Origin of the sequence: Rouxiella badensis, assembly GCF_002093665.1 — a bacterium.
Lineage (GTDB): Bacteria > Pseudomonadota > Gammaproteobacteria > Enterobacterales > Enterobacteriaceae > Rouxiella > Rouxiella badensis.
In genome coordinates, this window is record NZ_MRWE01000012.1 from 107,919 (window position 1) to 122,541 (window position 14,623).

The 14,623-nt window shown below is 53.8% G+C and carries 13 protein-coding genes; 6 read left to right on the forward strand and 7 right to left on the reverse strand.

Annotation, left to right across the window (positions count from 1 at the left end):
• Window positions 1–248 precede the first annotated feature (248 nt).
• Window positions 249–1,811 (forward strand): TerC family protein, encoded by a 1,563-nt coding sequence (locus tag BS640_RS09350; RefSeq protein ID WP_026110537.1) that lies wholly within the window; start codon window positions 249–251, stop codon window positions 1,809–1,811.
• A gap of 77 nt (window positions 1,812–1,888) precedes the next feature.
• Here BS640_RS09350 and BS640_RS09355 read toward each other — a convergent pair whose 3' ends face one another.
• The 3 genes from BS640_RS09355 to pabB all read right to left on the reverse strand — a co-directional run bounded on the left by BS640_RS09355 (window position 1,889) and on the right by pabB (window position 5,432).
• The gene (locus BS640_RS09355; protein WP_017491924.1) at window positions 1,889–3,253 is read right to left on the reverse strand and encodes an L-serine ammonia-lyase; all 1,365 of its coding nucleotides are present in this window, start codon (window positions 3,251–3,253) and stop codon (window positions 1,889–1,891) included.
• A 200-nt stretch (window positions 3,254–3,453) separates the two neighbouring features.
• Window positions 3,454–4,044 carry a CoA pyrophosphatase gene (locus BS640_RS09360; protein ID WP_017491923.1) on the reverse strand — a complete coding sequence of 197 codons (591 nt, stop codon included), beginning with the start codon at window positions 4,042–4,044 and terminating at the stop codon, window positions 3,454–3,456.
• A complete protein-coding gene (gene pabB / locus BS640_RS09365; RefSeq protein WP_084912435.1) occupies window positions 4,041–5,432 on the reverse strand; it encodes an aminodeoxychorismate synthase component 1 in 1,392 nt (463 codons plus the stop codon). The genes BS640_RS09360 and pabB overlap by 4 nt, the downstream gene beginning before the upstream one ends.
• Before the next feature lie 150 nt (window positions 5,433–5,582).
• On the opposite strand from pabB, the gene BS640_RS09370 reads away from it, so the two are divergent.
• Window positions 5,583–5,765 (forward strand): YoaH family protein, encoded by a 183-nt coding sequence (locus BS640_RS09370; protein WP_017491921.1) that lies wholly within the window; start codon window positions 5,583–5,585, stop codon window positions 5,763–5,765.
• Between the two features lie 57 nt (window positions 5,766–5,822).
• Here BS640_RS09370 and purT read toward each other — a convergent pair whose 3' ends face one another.
• On the reverse strand, window positions 5,823–7,001 hold the full coding sequence (gene purT / locus BS640_RS09375) for a formate-dependent phosphoribosylglycinamide formyltransferase (protein WP_084912436.1): 1,179 nt from the start codon (window positions 6,999–7,001) through the stop codon (window positions 5,823–5,825).
• 254 nt (window positions 7,002–7,255) lie between these two features.
• Between purT and cspE the strand changes: the two genes are divergently transcribed.
• The 3 genes from cspE to BS640_RS09390 all read left to right on the forward strand — a co-directional run bounded on the left by cspE (window position 7,256) and on the right by BS640_RS09390 (window position 11,110).
• Window positions 7,256–7,465: a transcription antiterminator/RNA stability regulator CspE gene (gene cspE, locus BS640_RS09380; protein ID WP_017491919.1), complete on the forward strand. Its 210-nt coding sequence runs from the start codon at window positions 7,256–7,258 to the stop codon at window positions 7,463–7,465.
• Window positions 7,466–7,664: 199 nt separating this feature from the next.
• Window positions 7,665–9,047 carry an ATP-dependent RNA helicase DbpA gene (gene dbpA, locus BS640_RS09385; protein ID WP_017491918.1) on the forward strand — a complete coding sequence of 461 codons (1,383 nt, stop codon included), beginning with the start codon at window positions 7,665–7,667 and terminating at the stop codon, window positions 9,045–9,047.
• A 26-nt stretch (window positions 9,048–9,073) separates the two neighbouring features.
• Window positions 9,074–11,110, forward strand: coding sequence for a S9 family peptidase (locus BS640_RS09390; protein ID WP_084912437.1), 2,037 nt, complete (start codon window positions 9,074–9,076; stop codon window positions 11,108–11,110).
• A gap of 77 nt (window positions 11,111–11,187) precedes the next feature.
• Here BS640_RS09390 and exoX read toward each other — a convergent pair whose 3' ends face one another.
• The gene (exoX, locus tag BS640_RS09395; RefSeq protein WP_017491916.1) at window positions 11,188–11,853 is read right to left on the reverse strand and encodes an exodeoxyribonuclease X; all 666 of its coding nucleotides are present in this window, start codon (window positions 11,851–11,853) and stop codon (window positions 11,188–11,190) included.
• Window positions 11,854–11,870: 17 nt separating this feature from the next.
• Window positions 11,871–12,635, reverse strand: coding sequence for a carbon-nitrogen hydrolase family protein (locus tag BS640_RS09400; protein ID WP_084912438.1), 765 nt, complete (start codon window positions 12,633–12,635; stop codon window positions 11,871–11,873).
• Window positions 12,636–13,120: 485 nt separating this feature from the next.
• On the opposite strand from BS640_RS09400, the gene pip reads away from it, so the two are divergent.
• Window positions 13,121–14,074: a prolyl aminopeptidase gene (gene pip / locus BS640_RS09405; RefSeq protein WP_017491913.1), complete on the forward strand. Its 954-nt coding sequence runs from the start codon at window positions 13,121–13,123 to the stop codon at window positions 14,072–14,074.
• A gap of 37 nt (window positions 14,075–14,111) precedes the next feature.
• On the opposite strand, the gene BS640_RS09410 is transcribed toward pip, so the two are convergent.
• On the reverse strand, window positions 14,112–14,342 hold the full coding sequence (locus BS640_RS09410; RefSeq protein WP_084912439.1) for a DNA polymerase III subunit theta: 231 nt from the start codon (window positions 14,340–14,342) through the stop codon (window positions 14,112–14,114).
• Window positions 14,343–14,623: the final 281 nt, after the last annotated feature.

The following is a 14,623-nucleotide window of genomic DNA, read 5'->3' on the forward strand; positions in this document are numbered from 1 at the left end:
TGATTTACCGCATAAAACAACATTGAGCATAGGCAGGGATGAAGGGACCTGCTCTAAAAGACGCTTTTCTAAAACAAATAGACCTGTTACATTGTATTTCCAATTATTACACAGGAGTGCCGGGCATCAGCCCACCCTATGGACTGTCACCGAAGACGTTTAACCGCATTTGAATCCTCAGCATTATCAACTCCCCATAAAGCAACACACCTCAGTCATGGCCGCTGCGCCGAATTTCGGAGACTGCAATGGAATTCTTAATGGATCCTTCGATTTGGGTCGGCCTGTTGACGCTTATCGTTCTGGAAATCGTGCTGGGGATCGACAACCTGGTATTTATCGCTATTTTGGCCGACAAACTGCCGCCGAAACAGCGCGACAAGGCGAGAATCATTGGCTTATCACTGGCGCTGGTGATGCGCTTGGGCCTTCTTTCGCTTATCTCTTGGATGGTGAAACTGACGACGCCGCTGTTTAGCATCGCGCAATTTACCTTTTCGGGGCGCGATCTTATCCTGCTGGTCGGGGGGCTGTTCCTGTTGTTTAAAGCGACCAGCGAGCTGCATGAGCGGCTGGAAGGCCACAATGGGTTAGGAAGTAATAATCGCGGCTATTCCGGATTTTGGGCCGTAGTGGCACAGATAGTGGTGCTTGACGCCGTATTCTCGCTCGACGCGGTGATTACCGCTGTCGGCATGGTGAATAACCTCGCGGTTATGATGACCGCCGTTGTCATCGCGATGGGCGTGATGCTGCTGGCCTCTAAAACGCTAACGCGTTTCGTTAACGCGCATCCTACGGTGGTTGTCCTGTGCCTCAGCTTCCTGCTGATGATCGGCTTGAGCCTGATAGCCGAAGGTTTCGGTTTCCATATTCCGAAAGGTTATCTGTATGCGGCGATCGGATTCTCGGTATTGATCGAGTTGTTCAACCAGATTGCGCGCAGAAACTTTATTAAGCATCAGTCAGATCGACCGCTGCGCGAACGCACCGCTGAAGCTATTTTCCGCATGATGGGTGGAAAACGCGACAGCGACGTGCAGCAAGAAGACGCACACGACACCGCTGAGCCGAAACAAGAAACCTTCGCCGAAGAAGAGCGCTTCATGATAAGCGGTGTACTGACGCTTGCCTCCCGAACGCTGCGCAGCATCATGACACCGCGTAACGACATTTCTTGGGTAGACTGCGAACGCTCTCCCGACGAGATTCGACGACAATTGCTGGACACGCCGCACAGCCTGTTCCCAATTTGCCGTCAGTCGCTGGACGACGTGATAGGCGTGGTGCGGGCGAAAGACTTGCTGGTGGCGCTGGAAAACGGTGAAGACATTGTTGCCTTCGCGGAGAAAACGCCGCCGATCGTGGTGCCCGAAACCATGGACGTCATCAAGCTGCTGGCCGTGCTGCGTCGTGCCAAGGGGCGTCTGGTCGTCGTGAGCAACGAGTTTGGTGTCATTCAAGGGCTGGTGACGCCGCTCGACGTGCTTGAAGCTATCGCCGGTGAATTCCCTGACGAAGACGAAACGCCGGATGTCGTGGTAGACGGCGACGGCTGGATGGCGAAGGGCGGTACCGACCTTCATTCGCTGGAACAGCTGCTCAACACCTATGAGCTGGTGAGTCCAAACGCCGATTACGCGACCCTTGCCGGACTGCTGTTGTCCGAATCCGGTCAGATGCCGTTCGAAGGCGAAGTTATCGAGATGCCTCCGCTGCGCTTCGAGGTGATCGAGGTCTCTGAATATCGCATCGAACGTGTGCGTATTACCAAGATATCGTCCAACGAGATGCGTGATGAAGAAGAGTAATCCGTAATCAGAATAGAAAAGGGCAGGCTTCTTATCGAAACCTGCCCTTTTTTTGGGAGTAAAATATCACTCAGCCTTTAGTCACACTGTACCTTGATAGCCAGACCGCCGCGTGAGGTCTCACGATACTTGGCGTTCATGTCCTTGCCGGTCTCGTACATCGTTTCAATAACTTTATCCAGCGAGACGCGCGGTTCACTGGTACGACGCAGCGCCATGCGCGCCGAGTTGATGGCTTTCACCGAGGCGATCGCGTTACGTTCGATGCATGGAACCTGAACTTGCCCGGCGACCGGATCACAGGTCAGACCCAGGTTATGTTCCATGCCAATTTCAGCCGCTACACACACCTGCTCCGGGCTGCCGCCAAGCAGTTCGGTAAGACCCGCTGCTGCCATCGAGCATGCCACACCGACCTCTCCCTGACAGCCAACTTCCGCACCCGAAATCGAGGCGTTCATCTTGTAAAGGATGCCGATGGCGCCCGAAGTCAGGAAATAACGCTGGTAAATGTCTGGGCTGACCGAGCCAATGAACTTGTCATAGTAGGCCAGCACCGCAGGAACGATGCCGCAGGCCCCGTTGGTCGGCGCCGTGACCACGCGGCCACCGGCGGCATTTTCTTCGTTGACTGCCAGCGCGAACATATTGACCCAGTCAATGACGTGCATGGGGTCATTCGACAGTTTGTCATTCGACACCAGCATGCGGCGCAGCGCCGAGGCACGACGTGGAACGCGAAGCGGACCCGGCAACACGCCTTCGGTATTGAGGCCGCGGTCGATACACGCCTGCATGGTGTGCCAGATTGACTCGAAATACTTGTCGATTTCGGCTTTGCTGTGCTGCGCCAGCTCATTCTTCATCATCAGTCCCGACAATGAGAGGCCCGTTTCACGGCATTTTTGCAGCATTTCGCTGGCCGAATTGAAGGCGTAAGGCACGCTGACTTCGTCCAGTACCGGCTGACCAAAATGCTCGTCGTCGACGATAAAACCCCCGCCGACCGAATAATAGGTTTTGCTATAAACCATCTGCTCGCCAACGAACGCGTGAATCTGCATGCCGTTTTCATGGCGCGGCAGGTTTTCACCGCGGAATACCATACCGGTATCACGCGGGAAATCTACCTCGTGGTGGGTATCGCCAATAGGCAGGCGCTGGCGTTGCTCAACGTCTTTGATAAAGTGTGGAATGGCGTCGATGTCGACCGTATCCGGCCTGTTACCGGCGAGGCCCAGAATAATCGCCACGTCGGTATGGTGACCTTTACCGGTCAGAGATAATGAACCATAGACGTCGACCGCGATGCGGGTCACGTTAGGCAACAGGTTTTTTTCCAACAGATCATCGGCGAATTGTTTGCCGGCTTTCATTGGGCCGAGCGTATGGGAACTGGACGGGCCAATACCCACCTTGAACATGTCGAAAACACTGATCACTTAAAGGCTCCTGATAGAAGCAAATCGGCTGCAGGTGAATCTTGGGTGGCCAAATTTGCACAAGCTTTGTTTATTTATTGTTCGGTTGTTAGCGTTATAGTGTAAAAGGGTGTGAAGGATTACACAGCGGTTTTCGCATGAAAAAAAGTAATTCATCGCATAAGTGTGAAGTGGGTGAGGAGCGGGATCACAACTCGTCGTCAGTTGCCTATCTGTTTAGCCAACTGAAGAATGATCCCGGCGGTCATTCCCCACACAAATTGCTCCTCATACCAGGATAAATACACTCGACGACGAACGCCTGCGCGCTGAAAATCCAGCGGATGATAGCGCGCAAAGTTAAGCGCCTCCTGCAACGGAATTTCGAACAGCTCTGCCACTTCGTCTTCATTGGGGTGTAACGGCACATCGACCGGAATCAATCCCACCACCGGCGTCACCTGAAACCCGCTGCTACTGTCGACCGGCTGCATCTGGCCCAGTACGCGCACGCAAGAGGGGGGAATGGCGACCTCTTCCTGCGCCTCGCGCAGCGCGGTGAAAATAAGCGAAGGGTCGGACGCGTCCGCCTTGCCGCCCGGAAACGCCACCTGACCCGCATGCTTGCGTAAATTGTCGGATCGGCGGGTCAGCAACAGGGTGGGCTGCTCGCGGCAGACGATCGGGATCAGCACCGCAGCCTGTCGTCGTCCAACGGCCTTGCGCACCGGCGTGGTGGGCAAATTCAGCTGAAACTGGCGAACAAATCGCTCAACGTCTGGCGGTAAAGGTTGAGGACTGAAGTCCATCATGGCGCGATATCCTCACCGAGCAGCGGCAGAATGCGCGCCACTTTATCGAAGGTTTCCTGATATTCCGCTTGCTCCTGACTGTCGGCGACGATGCCGCCACCGGCCCAGCAGAACAGTTCGCCTTTTTCGGCCAGCAGAGTGCGGATAGTGATATTGCTGTCCATCGTACCGCAACAGCTGATGTAGACGATGCTGCCGCAGTAGCCGTTACGGCGCTGTGGCTCCAACTGCTCGATAATCTGCATTGCCCTGATTTTCGGTGCACCAGTGATAGACCCGCCGGGGAAACATGCGCGCAGCAGGCTCGCCGGATGACAGGCGTTGGGCAGGCGAGCAGTAATAGTGCTCACCAGGTGATGCACGGCGGGGAAGGGTTCGACCACAAACAGCTCAGGCACTTTTACGCTGCCGGGGGTGGCAACACGGCCAATATCATTACGCAAGAGATCGACGATCATCAGGTTCTCGGCGCGATCTTTGGCTGAAGATCTCAGCTTTTCGGCCTGAAGTCGGTCGAGAAGCGGATCCTCATGGCGCGGCATTGTACCCTTGATCGGACGGGTCTGGATCCTGTCTTCTTCCAGCCAGATAAAACGCTCGGGCGAAAGGCTCAACACGGCGTTTTCTGGCAGACGCAGGAACGCCGAGAACGGCGCACGGTTAGTCTGGTTCAGGCGTAGAAATGCCTGCCATTCATCGCCCTGATATTGGGCTTTAAAGCGCTGAGTCAGGTTGATTTGATAGCAGTCGCCGCTGTGCAAATATTCCTGTATCTGGCGAAATTTATCACCGTAGGCTTCGCGGGTCATGTTCGACTGCCACGGCGAAGTCAGCTGGAAAGGCTCGGTGGGCAGCGTTTGTTGATGCTGCTCGAGCCACGTAAGGCGGGTGTGGATATCTCCCTGACTCACCAGCGTCAGCCGCTGTAAATGGTGATCGGCAATCAGCGCCCAGCTGTAAATCCCTATCGCCATATCCGGCAGAGTAATGTCAGGTTCCGCCAGCGACGGCAACTTTTCAATCCTGCGGCCTAAATCGTAGCCCAGCAGCCCTAACGCGCCACCCTGAAAAGGGAAGTCGGCGTTAACTTCTGCCCGCATTCCGCTGGCCTCAAGCTCCTGCTGTAACAGCTGGAATGGGTCCGCCTCGCTAATTTCAGCCGTCACGCCCGAGGCGTCTTTTCGGCAGATTTCAGTATGCAGCCCGCGCGTGGTCAGCGTGACCTGCGGGTCGGCGACCAAAATGTCGAAGCGGTTGTGGACATGGTCGGCAGCGCCGGAGTGCAGCAGCATGGCCCAAGGCAGTGACGACAGGGAGGCAAAGCGCGTGAGCAGCGCATCAGGTTGATAATCTAATTTATAAAAATCAATGGATTGAACGGATGGCATAGTATTTTGAAAATTCCCGACACGGTGACAATGCAATTCCTGGCGAACCGATCCTAGCATAGATTTGATGTGGGTAGGTCATTGGCAAATTAAGGCGTATAATGTGCGGCTAAGCTCGCTTCACTATAGAAATAGAACAGGAACACATTCATGTTGACCGGTATGCCTTCACTTTCGCACTCAGAGCAGCAGCAAGCCGCTGACCGTATCCGCCAGTTAATGGAAGAGGGGATGAGCAGTGGTCAGGCGATTGCCGTGGTTGCGGCAGAGATTCGTGAAACCCACAAGGGTGACCGTGTGACGGTTATCTTTGACGATGAAGACGAAGAATAAGCCTTACTGAATATTTGGCCGTTGCACATCAACTGCACAACGGCCAGAAGCCAGGCGTTAACCCTTAACGACCACGGCTGCTGCTGCCTTGATTGCAGTTTCAACCGCTTGCTCAATGGTATCGCCGATTGACAGCGCAACACCCAGACGACGTTTTCCGCTGATTTCAGGCTTGCCAAACAAGCGCACCTGATTAGAACCCACTAAAGCCTGCTCCAAACCGCTGAAGCTAACGTTGTTGCTGGTCAGTTCCGGCAGGATGACGGCAGAAGCCGAGGGACCGAACTGGCGGATAGTGCCGATTGGCAGCCCGAGGAACGCGCGCACGTGCAGCGCAAACTCAGACAGGTCCTGAGAAATCAGCGTTACCATGCCGGTATCGTGTGGGCGAGGAGACACTTCGCTGAACACCACGTCATCACCGCAAACGAACAGCTCAACGCCAAACAGCCCGTGTCCACCCAGTGCTTCCACCACGTTTTTTGCGATATCTTTCGCACGCTCGAGCGCCAGACTGCTCATCTGCTGTGGCTGCCATGATTCGCGGTAATCGCCGTCTTCCTGACGATGGCCAATAGGGGCGCAGAAGTGAATACCGTCAATGGCGCTGATAGTCAGCAGGGTAATCTCGAAATCAAACTTCACCAGACCTTCAACGATGACCCGCCCCCCGCCTGCGCGGCCGCCAAGCTGCGCATAGTCCCACGCGGCCTGCAACGTTTCTCCACTGCGGATCAGACTCTGGCCTTTACCGGAAGAGCTCATGACCGGCTTGATGATGCACGGATAACCAATTTCCTGCACTGCCTGTTTGAAGCTGGCTTCATCATCGGCAAAACGGTAGGTCGAGGTTGGCAGTTTCAGCGTCTCGGCCGCCAGACGACGGATGCCTTCACGGTTCATGGTCAGGCGCGTTGCTTCGGCGCATGGCACCACGTTATGACCCTGCTTTTCCAGCTCAACCAGCATGCTGGTAGCAATAGCTTCAATTTCCGGGACGATAAAGTCAGGACGCTCTTTCTCGATAAGCTGCTTGAGCGCCTCGCCGTCCAGCATGTTGATCACATGGCTGCGGTGGGCAACCTGCATTGCAGGCGCGTCGGCGTATCTGTCGACGGCGATCACTTCCAGACCAAGACGTTGGCATTCAATAGCCACCTCTTTGCCCAGTTCGCCAGAGCCCAATAACATGACGCGGGTCGCGTCGGTGCGCAGTGCAGTTCCAATGGTTAACATAGCTGGATACCTAACTCGTTGTCGGTGATGAAAATATCGGTCGTAAAATCGCGTTTTGGGCACCCATTCTGCGTGGCAGATTGCGGTGACAGAGGACGTTGCGAAAATAGTTGGCGGCATTATATAGGAAAAAGTCTCACCACGAAAACGATTGCGCACCTGCGCCAGTATTTGCGTGCGGGGCGCGAATGTGCGTTAATAGTCGGGCATTCGCGATCGAGGCGGATGCTTTTTGAATAGTAAAGGATAGTAAAATGAGTAAGTTAAACGGTCAGGTAAAATGGTTCAACGAAAGCAAAGGCTTCGGTTTCATCACTCCAGCTGATGGCTCTAAAGACGTTTTCGTTCACTTCTCTGCAATCAACAGCGATGGTTTCAAAACCCTGGCTGAAGGTCAGAACGTAGAGTTCACCATTCAAGACAGCCCACGTGGCCCGTCTGCTGCCAACGTCGTCGCTCTGTAATCAGTCACTTCTGGCTTACTTAAGCCAACTGATCATTAGATAACGATTTTCTAAAACCCGCCTGCGTTGCGGGTTTTTTTGACTCCAGTCATTAGCGCTAAGGCGCAATATCCCCTTCTCTGTTATTATCTAAAGCATTACATGGCGCTGATAGCCTTGCGCCGCTTCGTTTTTTTCGCCTTACATAAGAGTTATCGCCTTGAGCACGCATTCTTTCTCCACACTGACTTTGCCATCCGAACAAATTTCTAACCTCGAAGAACTGGGCTACGCCCAAATGACGCCAATTCAGGAAGCCTCTTTGCCTGCCATCCTGCTGGGTCAGGACGTGCGCGCGAAAGCCAAGACCGGCAGTGGCAAGACCGCTGCGTTTGGTATCGGGCTGTTAGATAAAATTACTGTCGGCGATTTCTTCTGCCAGGCGCTGGTGCTGTGCCCAACGCGTGAACTGGCGGATCAGGTCAGTAAAGAGCTGCGTCGTCTGGCGCGTTTCACCCAAAACATCAAAATCCTGACCCTGTGCGGCGGCCAGCCGATTGGGCCACAGCTTGACTCTCTGGTGCACCAGCCGCACATCGTGGTGGGTACGCCGGGCCGTATTCAGGAACATCTGCGCAAAGGCACCCTGAAGCTTGACCAGATGAAAGTGCTGGTGCTCGATGAAGCTGACCGCATGCTGGATATGGGCTTTAGCGAAGATATCGAAGACGTGGTGAGCTATACGCCGCCGTCTCGCCAGACGCTGCTGTTCTCCGCGACCTATCCGGAAGGCATCGAGCGCATCAGCAATAAATTCCAGCGTCAGCCGCTGAACGTGGAAATAGAGGGTGGCGAAGACGTTGCCGACATCGAACAGGTATTTATCGAAGCCGACCGCCACAGCCGTTTGTCGCTGCTGACTGCGGTGCTTTATCAGTATCAGCCGACCTCGTGCGTGGTTTTCTGTAACACCAAACGCGATTGCCAGGAGATTGCCGATACGCTGGCCAGCAAGGGCATTAGCGTACTGGCGTTGAACGGCGACCTCGAGCAGCGCGACCGCGACCGCGTTCTGGTGCGTTTCTCCAACGGCAGCTGCCGCGTATTGGTTGCCACCGACGTTGCCGCCCGTGGTCTTGACATCAAACAGCTGGGACTGGTCATCAACTACGAACTGTCGTTCGACCCTGAAGTGCACGTTCACCGAGTGGGCCGTACCGGTCGTGCAGGTACCAGCGGTGTGGCGGTGAGTCTGGTTACGCCGCAGGAAATGGTCCGCGTTCATGCGCTCGAAGACTATATGCGCAAAAGCTTCAAATGGCAGCCTGCTGCTCAGAGTCTCTCTGCCCCTGCCGCGACGCTGGAACCCGAGATGCTGACGTTGTGCATCGACGGTGGCCGTAAAGCCAAGATTCGTCCGGGTGATATTCTGGGCGCGCTGACCGGTGATGCGGGTTTAACCGCCGCCGAAGTGGGCAAAATCGACATGTTCCCGATTCATGCCTATGTTGCTATTCGCAAAAACAGCGCCAAGAAAGCCCTGCAACGCCTGCAGGAAGGCAAAATTAAAGGCAAGAGCTGCAAGGCCTTCTTACTGCGCTAAGTGAAATTGAGGAGAGAAACTCGACAATGATGATTCCGCCAAAGGCTGAAAAGCGTCCGTATCCTATGACTACGCACGGCGACACGCGCGTAGACGATTACTATTGGCTGCGCGACGATGAGCGCAGCGATGAAGACGTACTGAATTATCTTCAGGCGGAAAATGCCTGGACAGAACAGGCGATGAAGCCGCATCAGGCACTGCGTGAAGCCTTGTATCAGGAGATGGTTGACCGCATTCCTCAGCAGGATCACTCCGTTCCTTACGTGAAGCACGGCTATCGTTATCAGACGCGCTACGAGCCGGGCAACGAGTATGCTATCTACCTGCGTCAACCGGCGGCCGAGAGCGAAAACTGGCAAACGCTGATCGACGGCAACGAGCGCGCCGCCGACCGTGAGTTCTATACCCTCGGTGGCCTTGACGTGAGCCCTGATAATACGCAACTGCTGGTGGCGGAAGATTTTCTGTCGCGCCGTCAGTACGATATTCGCGTCAAGAGCCTGCTGGATGACAGCTGGTCTGAGGAAGTTCTGAGTAACACCTCAGGAAGTGCCGAGTGGGCCAACGACTCAAAGACCATTTTCTACGTGCGCAAGCACAAGACCACGCTGCTGCCTTATCAGGTTTATCGTCATCAGGTTGGCACTGATCCTGAGCAGGACGTGCTGGTTTACGAAGAGAAAGACGACACCTTCTACGTCGGCCTCGACAAAACCACTTCTGAGCGATACATCATTATTCACCTCGACAGCACAACGACCTCAGAAGTGCTGCTGCTGGACGCCGATAACCCGCTGGCCGAGCCACAGCTGTTTGCCCCGCGCAGGAAAGATCATGAATACGCGCTGGATCATTATCAGGGCCATTTCTATATTCGCTCCAATAAAGACGGCAAAAACTTCGGCCTGTACAAGAGCGACAGCTTTGCAGAGGCCGACTGGCAGACGCTTATCCCTGCACGTGACGATGTGATGCTCGAGGGTTTCAGCCTGTTTCGCGACTGGCTAGTTATCGAAGAACGTCAGGAGGGGCTGACCCACCTGCGTCAGATTCACTGGCAGAGCGGCGAGGAGAAATCGCTGAAGTTTGACGATCCGACCTACGTGACTTGGCTTTCCTACAATCCAACGCCTGATACGTCACTGCTGCGCTACGGTTATTCGTCGATGACCACCGCCAGTTCCCTGTTCGAGCTGGACCTCGACACCGGCGAGCGCAGGCTGCTCAAACAGCAGGAAGTGAAAGACTTCGATTCAGCCAACTACCGCAGCGAGCGCGTTTGGGTCACGGCACGCGACGGCGTCAAGGTGCCGGTCTCTCTGGTATATCGTCATGACACGTTCAAAGCCGGGCACAATCCGCTGATGATCTACGCCTACGGATCCTACGGCAGCAGCATGGATCCAGGTTTCAGCGGCAGCCGTTTGAGCCTGCTGGATCGCGGTTTCGTGTTTGCGCTGGCACATATTCGCGGCGGTGCCGATCTCGGTCAACAGTGGTACGAAGACGGGAAACTGTTCAACAAGCTGAATACCTTCCACGACTTTATCGACGTGACTAAAGCCTTGGTCGAACAAAAATACGGCGATAAAGATCGGGTGTATGCGATGGGCGGCAGCGCCGGCGGCCTGCTGATGGGCGCGATTATCAATCAGGCCCCTGAGCTTTATCACGGCATCGTGGCGCAGGTTCCGTTTGTTGACGTGGTAACCACCATGCTCGATGAATCTATCCCACTGACTACCGGTGAGTACGACGAGTGGGGCAACCCGAATGACAAGGCGTACTACGACTACATCCTGCAATACAGCCCATACGATCAGGTTCTGGCGCAGGATTATCCGCACATGCTGGTCACTACCGGGCTGCACGATTCACAGGTGCAATACTGGGAACCGGCAAAGTGGGTTGCCAAGCTGCGTGACCTGAAAACGGATAACAATCAGCTGCTGATGTACACCGACATGGATTCTGGTCACGGCGGCAAGTCAGGGCGCTTCAAGGCTTACGAAGATATCGCGATGGAATATGCGTTTGTCATCGCGCTTAGCCAGCAGTAATTAAGGATTCTTCAGGAAAAAATCAGCAATAAAAAAGGCGACTCAATGGTCGCCTTTTTACTGTCTGGAGTCTGAGCCTACTTATCCAAAAAGTAGTTCAGACTGTATTTCATATCCGCACTGAGGCTGCTGACTTCGCGCAGCATCCAGCGCAGATAACCAGGGTCCTGTGAGGCTATCTCAGAAATCTTCTGACCGCGATATTTGCCGAATTTAAGCGTGCGCAGTAGCGTAGGGCGCTCGGCTATCGCCAGCATCTCTTCAGCACTCAGACCGGATTCTTCCTGAATGCGGATCAGAAGCGAAGCGGTGACGTAGCAGTCGTACAGCGCTCGGTGTGGGTGTAAATGCGCTGGCGGATGCGTGTCGAGATTTAAGCTATGACGCAGATTTTGCAGGCTGTAGCTCGGCTGCCCGGGAAACACCTCGCGCGCCAGTTTCACGGTGCAGATCCATTGCCCGTTCATTTCGGGCAGCATCGCACGGTCAAAGGCTGCGTTATGCGCAACGTAGTAGGGATGACCCTGATAGCGGCGCACGGCTACCGCGATACGCGGCTTGCCTTCGACCATCTCCTCGGTGATTTGATGAACTGCCATCGCCTGAGGGCTAATTTCACGGTCTGGACACACCAGGTCGCTCATGGGTTGCGTGATAACGCCCTCAACCACGTCGACCGAGGCGATTTCGACCACCCCGCCGTTAAACCCACAGGTTTCTGTATCAATCACTCTAAAACTCATTGCTTGCTCCTGATAATTTAGGCTCCCTGATAGCTTATCAGCTCGACGTGTCCGTGCCATCCCTCGTGGGTTTTGCGGGCAATCGCCAGTGCGTCCTGATTGGCAGGTGCGACAACAATTTCATGGCCGAGTTCGGACCAGATGGCGCTCTTGCCTGCCGGGATCCACCCACCGGTTGGCGCGCAGTGGTTTGCCAGCATCACCGTCATACGGTGTTTCTCGGCATAACCGCGCATCATCTCGCTTTCTTTGTCGTAGCTTGGTTTAGAGATTAAGACACCCGCGCCGTAGATGTCTGCCCCGCCAGCGGCTGCAAGCTGCGGATGCGAAGGTGAGGCGATGTCAGCGCAGATAGCCAGACCCAATGTTCTCTCGCCTAGACTGAGCTGAGGGCCGCCCTGACCGGGGGTGAAGAAGTGCTCTTCAGTATCGTGTAAATGTTGTTTGGTGTAGGAATACAGTGTGCCGTCTGGGGAAAAAACGATGGCGCCAATATACAGGGCATCGCCGTCGTTACAGCACAGTGGCGCACCGCACACAATAGTGATGTTATGATTTTTTGCCTGATTTCGCAGCAGTTCGAGACGCGAGTCCTGAAGCGTCAGTCCTAGCTTGCGCGCCAACTCGGGCTCATAGCCGGTGAGAGAAAGTTCAGGAAAAATAATCAGGCTCACGCCGTGCTCTGCGGCAAGCGCAACGGCCCGCGAATGGCGCTGAATATTTACATCAATATTCCCCGCGACACAGGTAATCTGCGCGGCAGCGATTGAAAAATCACTCATGAGGTCTTCCCGGATGTTTATTTGTAAGGCCAATTAACAAAAAAACCCGCGCTAAGCGGGTTTTATGATGCGAATTCCGTATTAAGCAGATGCCTTCTTGGCACGTTTTTCTGCTTTTTTCTCTGCGGGGGTTTTTAACGGTTTTTTCTTCGCATTCTTTTTGCTATCCATTCCTTTACTCATATTGGCCTCTCTCAAGCGGGTGGATACGGTCACTATGCTATTTACTGCCTATTTGCGATAACTTGCAATAGAGCAGCCCGACTTTTTCGAAAATATCCTGTTATGGCTATTTTTTTTCTTTTATAGGAAGCCATGTTGCTGATTATCTGTGCAGTAAGGCGTTTTACTGTGCTGCCGCTCGAAAAAAACATCCTTTTTTGAAACCCAGAGTGGTAAGAGATTGACCCTATACTCTGGATACGCTGTTATTAACACGAGCAAGCAAATCAATACACTGGACTGAAAAAATAACAGGAAATTTCATGCCTAAATTGAAAGGGTTGTATTTACCTCGGGAAGCATACGCCAGTGGATTGCTGGATACCGGCGACGGTCATCAGATTTATTGGGAGCGCAGCGGGAACCCCAAAGGCAAGCCTGCGGTATTCCTGCACGGAGGCCCGGGAGGCGGGTGTTCTGCGGTACATCGTCAACTTTTTGACCCTAACGATTATGACGTCATGCTGTTCGATCAGCGTGGCTGCGGGCGCTCATTGCCTCACGCCAGCCTGGAAAACAACACCACCTGGCACCTGGTGCAGGATATTGAACGCCTGCGTGAGATGGCAGGCGTCGATCAATGGCTGGTTTTTGGCGGGTCATGGGGTTCTACACTGGCACTGGCCTATGCGCAGACCCATCCAGACCGCGTCAGTGAACTGGTTATGCGCGGCATCTTCACCATCAGAAAGCAGGAGCTACAGTGGTATTATCAGGACGGCGCTTCGCGTTTCTTCCCGGAAAAATGGCAGAACGTACTGTCTATTCTGTCTGAAGAGGAACGCAAAGACGTTATCGCGGCTTACCGTGCACGTTTAACCCACAGTGACCGCGCCATTCAACTTCAGGCGGCTAAAATCTGGAGCCTGTGGGAAGGTGAGACTGTGACCCTGCTGCCCACCGAGGACTCTGCCTCATTCGGTGAAGATGATTTCGCGCTGGCCTTCGCCCGTATCGAAAATCACTACTTCACACACCTGGGCTTTATGGAGACGGATGACCAGCTGCTGCGCGACGTCGACAAGATTCGCCACATTCCGGCGGTGATTGTTCACGGGCGCTATGACATGGCCTGTCAGGTGCAAAATGCCTGGGATCTTGCCAAGGCTTGGCCTGAAGCTGAGCTGCATATTATTGAAGGAGCAGGGCACTCGTTTAACGAACCCGGCATTCTCGATCGGCTTATTCGCGCTAACCAGAAATTTGCCCGCAGCTGAAAGACGTTAGCTCACTCTCTCCTGACGGGCGGCCGGATTATTTTTGCTTCGGTTCATACGGCAGGCGAGAGTATTTGTGTGACTCCACGCGGTAAAAGGCGACCCGCTCGCGGAAATATTCGCGAAGATGGGCGGGTTGCTCACGCTCGGCAATCTCGGCAACCACCGGCATGTTGTAGCGTTCCTTGAAGGCGACGGCGGATGCGGCCAAATCTACGTTAATTTTGTCCATCTCTTCTTTGGCTATCTCGGCCAGATTACGGTTCATCATTTTGTTCCTGATTAGCGATTCTTGGCGCATTGTACAAGACAGTCCGGCCGAGGTGAATGCCCTGACGCGTGTCACTTCAATCTAAATGAGACTACTAATCATTTTTATTCATTTAATTGAATGTCTATTAATTGCCTGCGCTTAAATTAAATAAAGTAGAATATTAATAAGAATGATTCTTTTTAATGGATTTTTTATCGTGAATAATTATCACTAACAACTTCGTTCTTATTTAGATGTTATTTTAAATTCATTAAAATCATGTGGTTATATTTATT